Consider the following 16448-nt stretch of genomic DNA (forward strand, 5'->3'; position numbering starts at 1 on the left):
ATATGGGTATTTTAGACCTGTTCCGGTCCAAACCGGAGGCAGCGCCTTCGGTCGCGCCGAAACGAGCGCCGCGAGCTGACTGGCAATATTTCGACGGCTTGGATGATCCACGGCTCGCCGCCTTTCTTGGCGGCGGCGCAGAAACCGCAAGCGGCATGGCGGTAACGCCAAAGGCTGCTCTGTTCAACACAACAGTTTTTCGCTGTGTCGACCTCATCTCAGGCAGCATCGGGATGCTGCCATTTTACTTGATGCACAAGAACGGGAAGGGGCGACTTCACCCAGCCGATGATCATTCTCTGTTTGATGTTCTTCTTACGCAGCCGAATAACTGGCAGACGGCGTATGAATTCCGTCGGCAGCTGCAGTCACATGCACTGACCTACGGCAATGCTTTCGCTCGTATTGTTCGAAGCGGCAAGCGTGTGGTGGCCTTGCAGCCCTTGCACCCAACCAATGTCACCGTCGAGCAGAAAGACGATCTGACCGTCATATACAAAGTCGTCTTGAAGGGCGGTCGATATGTCGAACTGCCCCAGTCGGAGGTTTTCCATCTCCGCGATATGACGGACGATGGCGTTATCGGTCTTTCACGCGTCCAGCAGGCAAAAGAGGCCATCGGCCTTGCTATGCAGACCGAAAAAGCCGCAGCTCGCCTGTTCAAGAATGGGACGATGGTCGGCGGTGCGCTCACGCACCCCGGCAAGCTTGGTGATGACGAGTTCGAAAACTTGGACACCAGCCTCAAGGATAAGTTCTCAGGCGCGGAAAACGCGCACAAGTGGCTGATCCTCGAAGAGGGCATGAAGGCCGAGCCGTTCTCGCAGACGGCAAGAGACAGCCAACAGATCGAGACAAGAAATCATCAGATCGAGGAGGTTGCGCGCGCTTTTGGTGTGCCGCGGCCGCTTTTGATGATGGATGACACGTCCTGGGGCAGTGGCATTGAAACCCTTGGTCAGTTTTTCGTTCGCTATGGCTTGGCGCCGTGGTTCATCGCTTGGGAGCAGGCGGTTTCTCGGTGTCTGCTGACGCGCGAAGAGCGTCGATCGTATCAGGCTGACTTCGACGAGCGCGAATTGCTGCGCGGTTCGATTAAAGATCAGGCCGAATTCCTCGCCAAAGCGCTGGGTTCTGGCGGTTCCCGTCCGTGGATGTCCCAAAATGAAGCTCGCGATTATGTGGGCTTGAGCCAGAGCGACGATCCGGACGCGGACAGCCTCAAAAATCCAATGACGCAGCCAGAAACTGGCCTCACTCCTTCAGGAACACGCAATGAGCCTTAACAGAACGCCGGTTGCTGCCGTTGCGCGACCGAAGTCTTATCAGTGGGATGTGCCTCTCTCCGCTTTAGAGCGGTGGGAGAGTGCTCCACAGGCGGCAGAAGCAGACGATCCGAACACAATTTCGATCTTTGACGTGATCGGCGAGGATTATTGGAGCGGAGGCGGGTTTACGGCCAAGCGAGCCGCCGCCGCGCTTCGATCCATCGGGAAAAATCCGGTTACCGTGAACGTGAATTCGCCAGGCGGCGACATGTTCGAAGGGCTGGCGATTTACAATCTACTCGCAAGCCATCCCGGCGAAGTCACTGTCAATGTGATGGGTTATGCGGCGTCTGCGGCATCAATCATCGCTATGGCCGGTGACAGAGTGGTTATGTCGACTGGCTCGATGATGATGATCCATCGAGCGTGGGGTCTTGCTATCGGCAATACGCACGATTTCGCTGATGCTGCGACGCTGTTCCAGTCCTTCGATAGTTCGATGGCCGATATCTACGCTGCCCGCACAGGGCTGGCGCAAGACGTCGTACTTTCTCTGTTGGATGGCCCGTCAAAGGCGTCGGATGGCACTTGGCTGTCAGCTGATGAGGCAATCGAAAAGGGCTTTGCGGACGAGAAGGCCGCCGGAACTGCCAAGTCTGACGCAAAAGCTGAACTTCCCGCACATATCGCAGCGATGCGCCGGATTGACCGGGCGTTGGCTGCCGCAGGTGAGACGCGCCGTTCGCGTACTCAACTTCTCCATGAAATTCGAGGCGAGCGCGATGCCGCCGAGAACGCCACGCGCGACGCTGGCAAGACCAGAGCCAAGGACATGACCGGCATCAAGGCCGCTCTTGTCAGCACAACGAATATTCTTTCCAAGGGATAACCAAATGGAACCCGATGAAATCAAGGCGCTCATTGAAGCGCAAGGCCGCGCATTTGAAGCGTTCAAGGCAGAACACAGCGCAGCTCTTAATGACGTAAAGAAGGGCACAGAAGATGTCGTTCGCACCGAAAAGGTCGAGCGCATCAATGCCACTGTAAGCGACCTTCAGGCGGCTCTCGATGAGCAGGCGCAGAAGCTCGCAGCTCTCCAGACGGCAGGTGCGTCCAAGCCTGGCGATGCCGTCAAGAATGCCGAATATACCAAGGCGTTTGACCGCTTCTTCCGTAAGGGCGATGAGGCAAGCATTGACGCATTCATTCAGGCCAATCCACAGGCCGCGATGAGCGTCGCCGTTCCAGAAGACGGCGGTTATACGGCTCCGACCGAATGGGACCGCACCATTACCGACAAGCTGAAGATCGTTTCTCCGATGCGCGGTATCGCTTCGGTCATTCAGATTTCTGGTAACGGCTTCTCCAAGCTCTACAATGACCGCGCTACGGCGTCTGGCTGGGTAGGCGAATCCGCTGCCCGTCCTGAAACCCCGGCTGCAAAGTTCGCCGAGGTGAAGTTCAACACCGGCGAAATCTACGCGAATCCTGCGGCAACGCAGCGCCTGCTGGATGATTCCGAAATCAACCTCGAAAACTGGCTTGCCGGTGAAGTCGAGACTGAGTTCGCATATCAGGAAGGCATCGCGTTCGTATCCGGCAATGGCACCGACAAGCCTAAAGGCTTGCTGACCTACACGACTGCGGCCTCGCATCCGTGGGGCGCAATCCCGACGGTGAATAGCGGTGACGCAGCTGGTTTTACGACCGATGGCCTCATTGATCTGGTTTACGACCTGCCAAGTGAGCGCACTCCGAATGCGCGGTTTACTATGAACCGCAAGACGCAGGGCGCCATCCGTAAACTGAAGGACGGTCAGGGCAATTACATCTGGCAACCGGGTCTGGTTTCTGGCCAGCCTGCGACGATCCTTGGATTCCCGGTCAGCGAGCTTGCTGCAATGCCGGACATTGCCGCTGACGCCATCCCGGTTGTCTTCGGTGACTTCCAGCGCGGTTATCTTGTGGTTGACCGCACGGGTATTCGCATCCTTCGCGATCCGTACACCAACAAGCCTTTCGTGCAGTTTTACACCACGAAGCGCGTTGGCGGCGGCGTTACCGATCCGACGGCCCTGCGTTACCACAAGATCGCAGCTGCTTAACAATACAAGGGCGCCTTCGGGCGCCCTTCCTACAGGAGGCGCTGATGGAAGTGCGTGTTGCGAAGGCATTCAAGGCGGTGCCTGAAGGCGAGGTTTATCCCCGCCAGTTTGAGGTTGGCAATACTGTGACTGGTCGCATGGCCGAGGTTGCGCGAACGCTGGGTTGCGTCGCAGATGAGCCTGCCAAAAAGAAGGGCTTCGACCGTGGCGGTGGATCTTGATCGGTTAAAGCGACATCTTCGAATTGAATTCGATGATGAGGATACGGAGCTTGAAGGTTATTTAGCCGCCGCTCAAGGGTCTGCGTTGCGCTATATGAACCGCGACGCCGTACCCGCAGGCGCCGAAGCCGAGGTGGATGCGGCTATCCTGCTTATTGCGGGAGACCTCCACGAGAACCGCGAGCGACAGTCGACTGTTGAACTATTCGAAAACAGGTCGGCGCGCTGGCTGCTTGATCCATATAGGCTGTTGAGGGTTTGAGATTGTTATCGTTCTAGCAATTGTGGAACATATGGACCTCTGAATGATTGGAGATCGCAATGGCCCGCACAGACAAGAATGATACCGGCTTTCGTCACGAGGTTGCAGAACGGTCGCTCAGGTACTTAGGGCGATCTGCGGATACACTGACAGCAAGAGAACAGTCTGTCCTAGCGCGATTGTCTGAGCGTCAAACGATTGCACGCGATGTAAACAGGTCGTTTGACGAGAAGCTGACCTATGGTCAACGGCTCGCAGATAAGGTCGCCGAATTCGGTGGTTCATGGACATTTATAATGCTTTTTGCTCTCGTGCTCGTCGCGTGGGTGGCTGCAAATTCAATTGTGGCGGCATTCGCTTTCGATCCCTATCCGTTCATCTTTCTCAATCTCGTGCTTTCGATGTTGGCCGCGGTGCAAGCGCCGATAATTATGATGAGTCAGAACCGCCAAGCTGCAAGGGACCGGCTGGATGCTGCACATGATTACGAAGTGAACCTCAAAGCTGAAATTGAAATAATGGCGCTACATGAGAAGTTTGACCAGTTGCGTTCGAACGAACTCAAGGCGCTCATTGAAAAGCAGCAAGAGCAATTGGATATTCTTACATCGCTGCTTGCGAAATCCACGCCAAATCAAAATTGAGGCTTCATGCCCTGGCTCCACTTCACAGCCACCTACGACTTCATCCCTGAGCCTGCAGTGACGATCCGCTATCCGGCAGGCTACGTCGGCTTGGTCACAACGCCTTGCGCTAACCGCGCTATTGCCGCTGGCAAGGCCGAGCGACTTCCAACTCCCAACAGAGACGAGGCTGAAGCATGGCGAAGCGCGCAGGTGCCGGCAGCCTGAATTGCCGTTTGACGTTTCAGGTTCGGCAGGACGTGGATGATGGTTTCGGCGGAACACGCGGTGAGTGGGTTGACCAGTTTACCGTGCCCGGGAGGCTGGAACCGCGATACGGCAGCAATGCTGAGAGCATCATGGCGGCGCGAATGCAGTCCATGCAGCCCTACAATCTGACCATTCGCGGTAGCGCAGCGGCAAGACAGATTACGGCATCATGGCGGGCATACGACGCTCGGGCTGGTAAGACTGGGGACAAGCCGAACCGGGTTTTCGGAATTAAGACCGTCGTCAATCCCGACGAGCGTGGGCAGTACATCGAGATGCTAGCGATTGAAGGCGAGGAAACTTGATGGCGGTAAAGATTAAAGGTCTGGACCGCCTACAGATCAAGCTAACGAAATTTCCGGAAGTTGCTGAAAAGCTTGTCAGAGCGGCGATGGAGCAAGGCGCTCAGGAAATCGTCAACATGATGCAAAACTTGGTTCCCGTCGATGATGGCGAGCTAATGGAAAGCATCGGCTGGACGTGGGGTAAAACTCCAAAATACAGCCAGCGAATTGGCAGCGTTAAGTCTAACGATGGCAAGCTGACCATCACGATTTACGCTGGCAATTCTAAGGTGCGCTATGCCCATCTGGTCGAATTTGGCAGCGCGCCACATGTGAACGGCGGCATGTATCCAGGAACAATCAACCCTGGGGCCAAGGCGCAGCCGTTCTTCTTTGTGAGTTTCCGAGCCAAACGGCGAAGCGCGCGGGCGAGGGTGTCTCGTGCCATCACCAAGGCAGCTAAACAGATTGCAGCGGATCGCTAAATGGACCCGGTTTTAGAACTTCAGGGCGCGATTATTCAGCGCTTGCGCAGCTTTCCTGCGCTTGTCTCGCTGATTGGTCAGCGCAGCTACGATAACCCGCCGACTAACGACGAAGGGCAGGTTTCGCCCTCAATCTTTCCATACGTCAGTATCGGCGCATCGAGCGCTCAACAGGTAGATGCCGACTGTATTTTCGCTGACGATATCATTTTCCAGCTGGATGTCTGGTCGATTGAGCCAGCCAAAAAGCAGATGCGCGACGTCGCAAACGCAGTGCGTCTTGCAACACGAGGGTGGGAACCTGTTTTGACAGCAAACGCCCTCGTGACATTCGAGTATTGGCGAACTGACTACATCAAGGACGGCGCAATCAATCATGCGTCGATCCGTTACACGGCGATTATCGAGCAGCCTTAAGGCCACCGCGCCGATCACCCCGAAAACTATTAATGGCCGCCCTTATGGTGGCCTTTTTCGTATGGAGGCCGCATTGGCTCAAGCTACTACGATCAAAGGCGGCAAGGTCCGCGTGAAGCTCGGCAATGACGCAACGCCGATTGTTTATACAGCGCCTTGTGGCTTCACACAGAAGTCAATTACGCTCTCGAAAAACCTCAATGAGGTTTCGATTCCCGATTGTGAAGATCCAGACAAAGTGGACTGGATCGGCCGAGATGCCGCTTCGCTTTCGATGAGTATTAGCGGCGAGGGCGTACTTGCTTCAGAATCTATCGAGGCTTGGCTCGACGCTTGGGAAAGCATCGATTCCGTTCCTGTTCAGGTTGAATTTGTATTCCCTGCCACGACCTACACATACACCGGCAATATGCATGTCGAGAACCTCGATATTGGTGGCAATAACGGCGAGCGCGCCACAAACAACGTTTCGCTGCAATCCGATGGCGAGATGGTCCGCACATCGGCGGCGACGGCTCCATAATGAGCAGAGACGCTAAGGTTGAGCTCGACTGGGCGGACGGTACTTATACCTTCCGCCTCGGTTGGGGAGAGCTATAAGCATTGCAGGAGGCGTGCGATGCGGGTCCGTGGGTCATTCTGGAGCGGTTATTCACCAAACATTGCCGCGTCGGCGATATTGCTCATGTTATCCGGCAGGGTCTGATTGGTGGAGGCTTGGAACCGACGGCGGCCACGAAACTCGTGCGAACCTACATCGAAAAGCGCCCACCTGCCGAGAACATCGTATTCGCCACCATCATCCTGCAGGCTGGCATTCAAGGCGTACCGGAAGAGCCGGTGGGGGAGCCAGCGGCGGCAAATCAGACGGAGAGCAGCTTGATAGTCTCCCCAACGGAAAAGTCAGATTTGCCGCGGTCTACGGCAATGGTGCGGCGCTCGGCTTCACGCCGCAAGAAGTAAGACGAATGTCCATGTGGCAGTTCATGGCTGCCGTTGACGGTTACGTCAAAGCTAACTCGACCGACGATGGCGGTTTGAGCCAGGCGGAAAAAGACGAGCTTTGGGAGTGGGTGAGCGAGGGGTAGGGTGGGTTGCTAATAGCAACCCAACTGCGTCGCCTCGGCCTGCGCCTGTGCGCGCTCCGCTTCCAGCAATCTTGGGATGTTAGCCCGGCTAAGCAGTTGCTGGCATCTCAGTTCTTTGCTCGCCGGGTCAGATGCCTTATTGCTGGCGCAACCGCCTATAGCCAGCATGATGGTGCAAATAGTGACGATGGCTTTCATGTGTGTCCCCCTCCTCGGACAATTTTCTAAGTTAATGGGTTAAAACCCGCACGCGCAATGATGTTTTCTTCCGCTCGGATCGCGTCAGCTTTCTGATAGATTCGGGTTCTAAGAGCATCGAACAATCTACTGTCTTGCTCATATATGATGATGTCATTGAGCGTTCCCATGCCGCCATAGCAGTGCAGGATCCGTATCACGCCGTGAAAGTCAGAAAGCCTGATTTCTGATGCGCCTTTTTCGAGCACACTTGCCCATCCACGCACATTATGGGCACGCAATATTGCTACGATCTCATCTACATCGGAGCAAAGAGACTCTAAGTCCGGGTGCATCGTAAATTCTTTCGCTAAAACGTCGGCTCCTTCACGCGAGATCCCGATCTCGCGCCGTCGACTCCCGTGGCAAATCCTTCGAAATCACGACCGATAATAATCAGCGGCAACGACGCTAGTGAGGCGATGCCGCCAATGATCAGTAGCACATACGGCATCAACATACTTTGATTGTAATAGCCGCCAAATTGGACGTTCTTCGCAACGGTCGCGAGCAGATACCAGTAGCCATACGCGGACACCAGAGGGCCGACGAATAGGAACGCGATTCCTAACCAGCCCACTCCATTAAATCTCTGTTCTATTTTCATAGGTGCCCCACCATGGCCACTGACCTGGAGACTCTTGTCGTTCAATTTTCAGCCGATTTCAAGCGTTTGGAGAACGCGATTAATCGGCAACGTGGGCAGTTCACGCGGCAGATGCGTCAGATGGAGAAGTCCGCAGATGCCAGTGTGCAGCGCATAAACGCGGCGCTTGGAAACATCGGCAAGGGCACGATGCAAGACCTCGCTACTCCCCTAACCGGCATTACTGCCGCATTGGGCACGCGCGAGTTGATGCAGTATGCGGATGCTTGGACGCAGGCTGGAAACCTCATTCGTTCGTCAGCGACGGCAGCTGGTGTTGGCGCACGTTCGCTGAATGAGTTGAAGGACGGTGCGAACGAAGCACGCACAAGTCTTGAAGCCTATACTGACTTATATGCTCGGCTGATCAGATCTGCCTCCGCCGTAGCCAAGTCGGAAGACGAGATTGCGCTGGCGACTTCGCTTGTTTCGAAAGCCTTTAAGGCTGGCGGTGCGTCCGCACAGGAACAAGCTGCTGGCATTCTCCAGCTCGGGCAAGCTTTGGGTTCTGGCGTGTTGCAGGGCGATGAACTCCGGTCGTTGCGTGAAAACGCGCCGGTAATTGCGAAGGCAATTGCTGACGAGTTCAAGACCACGATTGCTGGCTTGAAGCAGCTTGGCGCCGATGGAAAACTAACGTCCGATCACGTGTTCAAGGCTATCCTGAATGCACAAAAGGGCATTGAGGCTCAGTTCAAGGCCACCAACGCGACTATTGCCGACGCCTTCACGCAGATTAATAACGAGTTTACCGCTTATATCGGCAATGCCGATAAGTCAGCTGGCGCGAGTAGGCAGCTGGTTCAAGCGCTGCAGTATGTAGCTGACAACTTCAAAGAAACAGCGGATGTCGTCGCAGCCTTTGCGACAGTGCTGATTACCGCGTTCACCGGTCGGGCAATCGCTGGCGTAGTCGTCGGACTTGGCCAGGCCGTTGTTGCATTGGGCTCATTCCTGACCGCACTTCGTACAGGTACGAGCGTAGTTGCCGCCTTCAGTGCATCGCTTGGGCCAATCGGCCTCTTGGCCGGGGCTGCGGCAGGTGCCGTCTATTTGCTCTACAACAATATGTCGTCTGGCGACCGTGCTGCGAAATCATTCAGCGATGCTGTCGACGAAAACAAGGTTGCGCTGGAAAATGCTGCTTCAGCTTCTCGTCAGTATCAGACTGAACTGACGAAGCAGATTAGCTTGCAGCTTGAAGCAGCCAAGGCCGCATACACGCAGGCAAGCGCAGACGCCGACGCCGCCGACGAAAGAGCTAAAACATTCTATAGAATGACGGGCTTGAAATTCGAGCCGTTTGAATATGCCGCTGAAAGCGCTGGCAATAATGCCATCGCATTAGCCGGCGCGGTCGATAAGCTCGAAGTTCAGCAGAAGCGTGCCGAAAAGATCCTCGCCTCAACGCCTTCTGGCTACGGCGGCGGTATCGCGACTACGCCAGACGACAAGAAGAAGGGCCGCACGAAGAAGACACCTGCTGAGCGGTTCGACAGCGACATCCAACGTATCACCGACCGCACATCGGCTCTTGTCGCGGAGACTGAAGCGCAACGTCAGATCAACCCGTTGATTAATGACTATGGCTTTGCCATGGAGAAGGCGCGCACAGAGCAGGAATTGCTCAATGCGGCGCAAAAGGCGGGCGTGGCGCTAACGCCAGAACTGCGAGCGCAGATTGCCCAGACCGCCGATCAGTGGGCACTTGCGAGTGCAGAGGCTAACAAGCTTGCCGAAGCGCAGAACCGTATTCGAGAAAACGCCGAAGACATGGCGGCATTCCAGAAAGAATGGGTTGGAGGAATTGCCAGCGATCTTTTGAACGGGGCTGACGCAGCGGAGATATTTGCTAACTCTCTCGGACGCATCGCAGACAAGTTTATCGAGATCGGCCTTGCGAACATCTTCGATACCGACAAGGGTGGCTTCAACCTATTCGGCGCTCTGGGCGGCATTTTCCGCAAGAACGGTGGACCGGTAAAACGCGCAGGTGGTGGCTTTGTCCGCGGTCCTGGCGGACCACGTGGCGATAAAATACCGGCGATGCTGAGCGACGAGGAGTTCGTCGTCAATGCAGCAGCTACGAAGCGCAATCGTGCGTTGCTGGAAGCCATCAACAGCGGCCGTGTTATCGGACTGAAGGATGGCGGCCCACCTTTGCGCGCGCCATCCATGCCGATCCTGCGCTCATCATCCGCGACGCGGCAAGCGCAATCCGGCATTGCCGACGTTCGTGTCTTTGTGGATCGCGACGGCAACTGGCAGGCCGAGGTCGAACGCATCTCGCAGCGGAACGTGAAACAGGGGCTTACTGCTTTTGACAAAACAGGCGCCATGCGAACTGCACGCGATCTACGGCAAGTCAATTCAAGGGGGCTGGCAAGGTAATGGCTGAACTTCTTCCGACTGGCCTTCGATATCAGCCCACTTTCCCGGTTCTGAATCGCCCGGTTTCCGTGTCTCAGTACGGGGATCGGGCGATTTCTGCCATTGAGAACGGCGATCCATTCTGGACCTGGACGGCCAAAGTCACCGACTTGACGAATGCCAAGAGAAATTTACTTGAGGCGTTCATCGATCGGTGTCGGGGCGGTCTGGTTACGGTGCATTACACCCCAAAGCATGTTTGCATCCCGCAAGCTTATTGGGGCGACGCTAATAACCCGGCAATCACCGGCACCGCTACGCTGGCTGCGATCAACGGCAACTCGCTCACCTTAAATGGCGCGGTGGTCGGATTGAAACTGAAGGAAGGCGATTTGGTCGGGTTTACGGTCGGCGATTACAACTTCATCGCCCGCATCGTTGCTGATGCCACAGCAGCCAGCACGAGCGTGCAGGTGAAGATCGAGCCGTTCTTACCGTCCTACATCACCGTCGGCGCGGCAGTTCGCTTCAAGAGCCCGGTGATGAACATGCGGCTAATGCCGAAGACGTGGGAAATTGGCGACGGCAAGTTTCCCGATGCGTCGTTTCAGTTGATTGAGGTGCCGAAGTAGGCTTGCCTACCGTTGGCGCCGAGCGCGAATAGCACGAACCCAGGTGTTGTTGAACATAATGGCGCCTATGACCAATGCGACGGCGCCAAGGGCGATCATGCCGAAAGCTACGCCTTGGTCTCCGAACTGCTGATATAACCAGCCCGTTTTTTCTACTGCTTGGGCAGGATTACCAAGGCGAAGAACACCCTGGATCAATGCACCAAAACCGACAATCAACATGCAAACACTTCTAATCATGCCGGCCAGATATCAGCTGGGCGCGGTTCAATCTACCCTTTCGATGATTTGGCGGTAACTAATGGCCTTCCCAGCACGTCTACAGCAATTGCTCGACGAGGGCAGGGGCAAGATAGCCTCGGCCGTCAAAGTCGAATTCGGTACCGGCACCTATGGCTTTTTCTCTGGCAAGGGGAGCGTGAGTTATGCTGGCCTTACGTACAACGGAAACACGCTGATCGACATCGACGAGCCTATGTATGCGCTCGGTACGGCTGCCCAGCCGGTGACGATGCGATTGCCTGCCGCTGCTGATTTTGGGCTCACACCCGACAAGCTGAAGCTGATTGAGCAGGAAGACTACAAGAACCGTCCAGTCACGTTCTACGACTTCTATTTCGACCCGGATACGAACGCGTTCCTTCACGCCGAGCCGACATGGTACGGCTATGTCGATACCATCGACCACCGCGAGGAAGGCGACAATGTTTGGCTGGAAGGCAATATCGAGACCGGTGCAGTCGACAATTTCCGCGAAGGCTATCGTTATGCCTCGCACGAGGATCAGCAGCTTGTTTCGTTAGGCGACATGCTTTTCGAGTATGCAGCGAGGATCAAGAATGAATTCTTCAAAATCAAATTCGGCTAGGGTGCAAGGATGGGATCGGGCGCTGGAAGACTTGGCAACCGCTCATGTCTCTATCGCTCCTGAATGGGGTGTATCCGACTGTCTGATGACGGCAGCCGACGCGATTGAAGCGGTTATAGGTGAACATCCGCTTGCCGAGTTTCGCGGCAAATACAAAACCGAAGCCGGCGCTGCTCGCAAGATGCGCGCTAATGGCTGTGAGAGCGTCAAGGATGTGTTCGAAACCTATCTCCAGCTTGAGCCCGTCAATCGGCTTTCTGCCCGCCGGGGAGATGTCGGCGTGATGCTCATCAACGACGAATACGTCGCCGGTTTCATTTGCGGCTCTGGCTTTGCGGTCAAGCAGCCGCATGGGCTTACGTTCTATCCTGTGACCGAAATCGAGCAGGCCTACAGGGTCGGCAGCTAACCACCACTACAATCAGCACCTTTGAAGGTCCGTCAGCAGCGGGCCTTTTTTGTTGCGCCTGCATGAGGCCGCCGTATGCCATTTTTAGCGCCTATCTTCACCGCTATCGGCGGCATCGTGTCGAGCGTGGCCGCATGGGCTGCCGCCAGTCCGATTCTCGCGGGTATCGCGCAGACAGCCTTCGGCATTGCACTTAAATATGCTGTAAACGCGTTATTCCCTCCCAAGACGCAGAGCCGCGCTTCCGAGCTGGAAACCCAGTACGGTGCGAATATCCCGCGTTCGGTCATTCTCGGCACATGTGCGACTGAAGGCCATCATATTTATCGGAACAGCTACGGCAGTGGCGGACGGCTCATTCAGGACGTGTTTGTTCTGTCGAGCTTCCGCATCACGTCTGTACCGCGGGTCCGATACAACGGTGAATGGCGCACGCTTATTGCGCAAGACGCTGACGGCTATTGGCTTGTGCCGAACGAAGGCACGAGCGGCGACGATCACGATAACGTCCGCGTCAAGTTCTTCTATGGCACTATGGATCAGCAGGCCGAGCCGACGCTGATCAATAATGCCCGTCCTTCTGGCCGCTGGACCGCGAACCATCGCGGCGCAGGTGTTGCTTATGCCATCGTGTTTTCGGAGCTGCGCAAGAATGGCGACGGCCTGACCTCCCCAGCAAAGCTCTTGTTCGAAGTCGTCGGCGCGCCGCTGTATTACTGGCGCAAAGACACCACGATGGGCGGTGCGGGCGCGCATCGCTGGGACGACCAGAGCACTTGGGAATACTCCGATAATCCGGTTGTGCAGATTTATAACCTGGAGCGAGGGTTCTTCAACGGTACGCAGCGCATGGTCGGCAAGGCGGTTCGTGCAAGCCGCCTGCCATTGGCAGAATACACCCAGGCGGCGAATATCTGCGATGAAGGTATGCCGGACGGTTCTAAGCGGTATCGCGCGCACGCGATTGCCAAGGACGGTCCCGGCGCGAACCACGACGCCAACCTGACGCCGATCCTCGAAGCCATGTGCGGCTCGTGGGTGGAGCGTGTTGACGGCGAATTCCCGATTCCAGGCGCTCCACAGGCCATCGTTGCAACCATCACCGATGCTGACATCAAGCGGGGTGCGGCTTTGCGCTTCAGCGTCAAACGCAAGCGCACGGAACTGATCAACACGGTTGCGGCCTCATACGTGTCGCCGGACGACTTCTATGAGACGAAGGACGCGGCAACCCGTATCGATGCCGGAGCATTGGCCGAGGACAGAGAAACGCTCGCCAGTGCCATTCCTTATTCCGCTGTCACTGATGTGCGACAAGTGGACCGGCTTGCAGATATCGCAATCCGCGGGGCGCGCTATCAGGCATCAGCGGAAATCGTCGTTCATCCGAAGTTCCTCGACACGATCAAGGAAGGCCGGTGGGTTCGCTGGAATAGTGCGAAATATGGCGACCGCACGTTTCAGGTTCTGACCCGCCAGCTTGGTGGGATCAATACTGATGGTGCTCGTGATATCTCTCTGTCTTTGCAGCAGATCAGCAACGGCGTGTTCGACCCGACTGCCTACGAGACGAACCCGCCGAACATCATCGTCATCCCGCCGCCGCAATACCTGGCTGAGGTGCAAAACTTCGACGTAATCCCGCTTATCGTGGTTTCGAACGGTGAAGGCGAACTGCCCGCTGCTCAACTTCTCTGGGACAGTATTGAAGATATCTCGGTCATTGGCGTGAACATAGAATATTGGCCCGCCAATGACCCGTCGCAGGTGTTCACGCGGTTTGTCACATGGGATGTGACGAGCGTTATTCTATCCGAAGGGTTGACCTCCCTCACTGATTGGTTCGTTCGGACACGCTTGCGTGTCGATAATGGCCGGTCGGTGGCGTGGTCAACGAATACTCCCTTCACGACGCTTAAGGCCCGTTCGGGAGGTCCGGTTGATTACGAGCGCCTCGACGGTGACGTGAAGGGCCTTATCAACTGGATGACAGACGACCGACGCGAGATTATCCGTCAAGCTCAGGAAAACGCCACCAAGACAGCTGACGGCATGCTGGCCGGTTATGCCGATAGTCGTTCTCTTCGCCGCGAGCTTGCCAGCACCTACGGCAAGGCAAAGGCATCGTGGTCGGAAGACATTTATGTGGCCACGGGTCCAAACAGCGCCATCGTGCAGCAGCTGACACAGTTGAACGCCGAGCTTGACGATAAGGCGGATGCCAGTGTCGTGACGCTTCTGTCTACGCGAGTGGATAACGTCGAAGGGCAGTACACAGCCGTCGCGGATGCAATCACTGACGTGAACGCGTCGGTCGATGGAACGGTGGCTAACTCGGGTTGGCGCATGACATCCACTGTCGGCGGCGGTGGCACATCGGCCAGAATATCGGCCTATGCCCGCATCAACACAGGCGATACTTGGAAACAGGCAGGCTGGTTTATCAATGTCACCCCGACGGGAAGCCAGTTCATTGTTGTGTCCAACCAGTTTGCGATTGCCGATCCGAACAATAACGGCACCTTCACCTATCCGTTCGTTGTGCAGAATGGGCAGGTCTACATTCAGAATGCCCGTCTCGGAACGCTGTATTTCGACGTGCTTCAGTCCAACAACAGCAAGATGATCATGCGCGGTTATGACAACTTTGCCGATCTGCGGATGTTCACATGACCCAGACATTCATTGGCTACAAACCGGGCGTCGGCCCGGTTTTGAAGTGCCTGAAATATGACACTGACGATCCGCTGACGCTGGCGAACACAGCATTTGACAGGTTCTTCTTCAATTCGGAGACACAGAACCTGTCCTACGTGTTCCCGACCAACCCTTTTTTCTATCGCTCGGCAGAGCTATCGACCCTCCCGGCGAGCTTCAACATCACCAATGATCGGGGCAACGTCGTCATTTCGGGACGGACGGGAACAGCAACCGGCTTCTATAATGTTTCGACCTTCTACAGAATAACGAATGCCTATCCTAGCATGGGCTATGTTCCGATGTCGGAGTTCAGACAGGTTGACTTGCTCACCAACCGAATTGAGTGCGGGTTTTTCCTTAGCTATTACGCCTTGGTCGGCTCGACCAATCATAACGTGGTGACGGCGCAGCAGTTCTATACTGTGATGGGCCGATTGGTTGGAACGACGAGCGGGTCAACAACATTCCCGACGGTCTACAACGGCATAATATCTACGGGCGATCAGGGATTTGTCGGACTTGGGGAGTGGTTCGTCTGGAAAAACCAGCTGATCTACACCGACAATAGAAACCCGAACGCAATCTATCCGAGCGTATGGGATTTGCCTGCCGATGCGTCGGCTATGCGGACCTATACCACTGCTCCGAACCTTCTTTCGTTGGAAGCAAGTTCCAGCCGGTTCGTGCTGTCCAGACCCGGCTATGATGTGAATACGACGAATGAATTCGGCACGATCATAAGCTCGAACAATCGTTCGCCGGCTCTCTGCGTCATGAACGGAACGGAAAACAATATCCCGGCCAATGGATCGAGAACGATTGCAGCGCCTGCGGGCGTCATCCTCTCGCAAAGGGCGGTTGTTGACGTTATGTTCCGTGTCTCCGGGCAGACATGGCGCGTACCCGGGCTGCTTACCGATACCACTGCGGCAGGAACTTGGCGGCTATCCTATACTGTCTCTGGTAACAGCGTCACGTTCTACAATTCCGAAAAAGATGCCGTTGACCTGCGGTATGTCGTTTTCAACGTGGACGATCAGCCCACATCAACGGGCGGCAATGAGGTCATCTTCCGTGGAAACGATGGATCGCGGGATTTCGTTCAAATCAAGAAGCCCGGCACAAGCGACCCAGCCAGCCGCCCGAATGATATCCTGTTTGACAGCCGCTATCCGCAATTCCAGATCATCGCGCAGGGCTTTATTCCGATATCCAGCTTTGGTGCAACGCAACCTCCGACCTCGATAGATAAAGGCGCAAGAACCTATCGGCTGAACTTCAACAATGCCGGTTTCGTGCCTTACCTGAAATACTCAACCGTGTTTCCGAACTGTGTGACGACGCCGATCTATCGAGCCGAACGCGGGGTTGATGTCTCCAACATATCCATGCTGGCCGAAGTGAACGACACCTATGTCGATTTCTTCTGTTCGCCGGATAGCGGTTGGTCTGATGCATTCAGTCAGGCTGGCAGCTGGACGCGACTTGATTACGGTGCCCGTATTCAGGGTGTCCGGTACTACATTTTTGGCATAACGCCGAACTGATCTCAGGAGAAAAATC

The 16448-nt window shown here is 55.7% G+C and carries 22 protein-coding genes; 18 read left to right on the forward strand and 4 right to left on the reverse strand.

Going from position 1 to position 16448, the window contains the following annotated elements:
* Nucleotides 1-2 precede the first annotated feature (2 nt).
* The 12 genes from ACTJKP_RS21315 to ACTJKP_RS21370 all read left to right on the forward strand — a co-directional run bounded on the left by ACTJKP_RS21315 (nucleotide 3) and on the right by ACTJKP_RS21370 (nucleotide 6898).
* Nucleotides 3-1286 carry a phage portal protein gene (locus ACTJKP_RS21315; RefSeq protein WP_440632071.1) on the forward strand — a complete coding sequence of 428 codons (1284 nt, stop codon included), beginning with the start codon at nucleotides 3-5 and terminating at the stop codon, nucleotides 1284-1286.
* Complete coding sequence (locus ACTJKP_RS21320) at nucleotides 1276-2157, forward strand: head maturation protease, ClpP-related (protein ID WP_440632072.1); 882 nt, start codon at nucleotides 1276-1278, stop codon at nucleotides 2155-2157. Before ACTJKP_RS21315 ends, ACTJKP_RS21320 begins: the two co-directional genes overlap by 11 nt.
* Nucleotides 2158-2161: 4 nt before the next feature.
* Entirely contained in the window at nucleotides 2162-3373 is a 1212-nt protein-coding gene (locus tag ACTJKP_RS21325; RefSeq protein WP_440632073.1) for a phage major capsid protein, read from the forward strand.
* A 44-nt stretch (nucleotides 3374-3417) separates the two neighbouring features.
* The gene (locus ACTJKP_RS21330) at nucleotides 3418-3594 is read left to right on the forward strand and encodes a hypothetical protein (RefSeq protein ID WP_440632074.1); all 177 of its coding nucleotides are present in this window, start codon (nucleotides 3418-3420) and stop codon (nucleotides 3592-3594) included.
* A complete protein-coding gene (locus ACTJKP_RS21335) occupies nucleotides 3578-3856 on the forward strand; it encodes a head-tail connector protein (RefSeq protein WP_167836072.1) in 279 nt (92 codons plus the stop codon). Before ACTJKP_RS21330 ends, ACTJKP_RS21335 begins: the two co-directional genes overlap by 17 nt.
* Nucleotides 3857-3915: 59 nt before the next feature.
* Nucleotides 3916-4500 carry a DUF1003 domain-containing protein gene (locus ACTJKP_RS21340; RefSeq protein WP_109367081.1) on the forward strand — a complete coding sequence of 195 codons (585 nt, stop codon included), beginning with the start codon at nucleotides 3916-3918 and terminating at the stop codon, nucleotides 4498-4500.
* A gap of 6 nt (nucleotides 4501-4506) precedes the next feature.
* Nucleotides 4507-4707, forward strand: coding sequence for a hypothetical protein (locus ACTJKP_RS21345; RefSeq protein ID WP_440632075.1), 201 nt, complete (start codon nucleotides 4507-4509; stop codon nucleotides 4705-4707).
* Nucleotides 4677-5054, forward strand: coding sequence for a head-tail adaptor protein (locus tag ACTJKP_RS21350; RefSeq protein ID WP_319080750.1), 378 nt, complete (start codon nucleotides 4677-4679; stop codon nucleotides 5052-5054). The genes ACTJKP_RS21345 and ACTJKP_RS21350 overlap by 31 nt, the downstream gene beginning before the upstream one ends.
* A complete protein-coding gene (locus ACTJKP_RS21355; protein ID WP_440632076.1) occupies nucleotides 5054-5518 on the forward strand; it encodes an HK97-gp10 family putative phage morphogenesis protein in 465 nt (154 codons plus the stop codon). Before ACTJKP_RS21350 ends, ACTJKP_RS21355 begins: the two co-directional genes overlap by 1 nt.
* Nucleotides 5519-5935 (forward strand): DUF3168 domain-containing protein, encoded by a 417-nt coding sequence (locus ACTJKP_RS21360; RefSeq protein WP_319080748.1) that lies wholly within the window; start codon nucleotides 5519-5521, stop codon nucleotides 5933-5935.
* 73 nt (nucleotides 5936-6008) lie between these two features.
* Nucleotides 6009-6458, forward strand: a complete 450-nt coding sequence (locus tag ACTJKP_RS21365; protein WP_440632106.1) for a phage tail tube protein — start codon at nucleotides 6009-6011, stop codon at nucleotides 6456-6458.
* Between the two features lie 80 nt (nucleotides 6459-6538).
* Entirely contained in the window at nucleotides 6539-6898 is a 360-nt protein-coding gene (locus tag ACTJKP_RS21370; protein ID WP_440632077.1) for a gene transfer agent family protein, read from the forward strand.
* Between the two features lie 134 nt (nucleotides 6899-7032).
* Here the strand turns inward: ACTJKP_RS21370 and ACTJKP_RS21375 are convergent, their stop codons facing one another.
* The 3 genes from ACTJKP_RS21375 to ACTJKP_RS21385 are packed head-to-tail and all read right to left on the reverse strand — an operon-like array spanning nucleotide 7033 to nucleotide 7867.
* Nucleotides 7033-7221 (reverse strand): hypothetical protein, encoded by a 189-nt coding sequence (locus ACTJKP_RS21375; protein WP_440632079.1) that lies wholly within the window; start codon nucleotides 7219-7221, stop codon nucleotides 7033-7035.
* 26 nt (nucleotides 7222-7247) lie between these two features.
* Nucleotides 7248-7556 carry a DUF6966 domain-containing protein gene (locus ACTJKP_RS21380; RefSeq protein ID WP_440632080.1) on the reverse strand — a complete coding sequence of 103 codons (309 nt, stop codon included), beginning with the start codon at nucleotides 7554-7556 and terminating at the stop codon, nucleotides 7248-7250.
* 14 nt (nucleotides 7557-7570) lie between these two features.
* Complete coding sequence (locus tag ACTJKP_RS21385; protein WP_440632081.1) at nucleotides 7571-7867, reverse strand: hypothetical protein; 297 nt, start codon at nucleotides 7865-7867, stop codon at nucleotides 7571-7573.
* Between the two features lie 12 nt (nucleotides 7868-7879).
* On the opposite strand from ACTJKP_RS21385, the gene ACTJKP_RS21390 reads away from it, so the two are divergent.
* Nucleotides 7880-10297, forward strand: coding sequence for a tape measure protein (locus ACTJKP_RS21390; RefSeq protein ID WP_440632082.1), 2418 nt, complete (start codon nucleotides 7880-7882; stop codon nucleotides 10295-10297).
* Nucleotides 10297-10908 carry a hypothetical protein gene (locus ACTJKP_RS21395; RefSeq protein WP_440632083.1) on the forward strand — a complete coding sequence of 204 codons (612 nt, stop codon included), beginning with the start codon at nucleotides 10297-10299 and terminating at the stop codon, nucleotides 10906-10908. The genes ACTJKP_RS21390 and ACTJKP_RS21395 overlap by 1 nt, the downstream gene beginning before the upstream one ends.
* A gap of 6 nt (nucleotides 10909-10914) precedes the next feature.
* Here the strand turns inward: ACTJKP_RS21395 and ACTJKP_RS21400 are convergent, their stop codons facing one another.
* Nucleotides 10915-11130 (reverse strand): hypothetical protein, encoded by a 216-nt coding sequence (locus ACTJKP_RS21400; protein WP_124916359.1) that lies wholly within the window; start codon nucleotides 11128-11130, stop codon nucleotides 10915-10917.
* Between the two features lie 79 nt (nucleotides 11131-11209).
* Here ACTJKP_RS21400 and ACTJKP_RS21405 point away from each other — a divergent pair, with 79 nt between their 5' ends.
* From ACTJKP_RS21405 to ACTJKP_RS21420, 4 genes are all read left to right on the forward strand, one after another.
* The gene (locus ACTJKP_RS21405; protein WP_109367093.1) at nucleotides 11210-11776 is read left to right on the forward strand and encodes a hypothetical protein; all 567 of its coding nucleotides are present in this window, start codon (nucleotides 11210-11212) and stop codon (nucleotides 11774-11776) included.
* On the forward strand, nucleotides 11748-12185 hold the full coding sequence (locus ACTJKP_RS21410; RefSeq protein WP_440632084.1) for a DUF6950 family protein: 438 nt from the start codon (nucleotides 11748-11750) through the stop codon (nucleotides 12183-12185). The genes ACTJKP_RS21405 and ACTJKP_RS21410 overlap by 29 nt, the downstream gene beginning before the upstream one ends.
* A 75-nt stretch (nucleotides 12186-12260) precedes the next feature.
* Entirely contained in the window at nucleotides 12261-14858 is a 2598-nt protein-coding gene (locus ACTJKP_RS21415; RefSeq protein ID WP_440632085.1) for a phage tail tip fiber protein, read from the forward strand.
* Nucleotides 14855-16432, forward strand: a complete 1578-nt coding sequence (locus ACTJKP_RS21420; RefSeq protein WP_440632086.1) for a hypothetical protein — start codon at nucleotides 14855-14857, stop codon at nucleotides 16430-16432. Before ACTJKP_RS21415 ends, ACTJKP_RS21420 begins: the two co-directional genes overlap by 4 nt.
* Nucleotides 16433-16448 lie beyond the last annotated feature (16 nt).

The organism is Brucella sp. 22210 (genome assembly GCF_052045675.1).
In the GTDB taxonomy this organism is placed as follows: Bacteria; Pseudomonadota; Alphaproteobacteria; order Rhizobiales; family Rhizobiaceae; genus Brucella.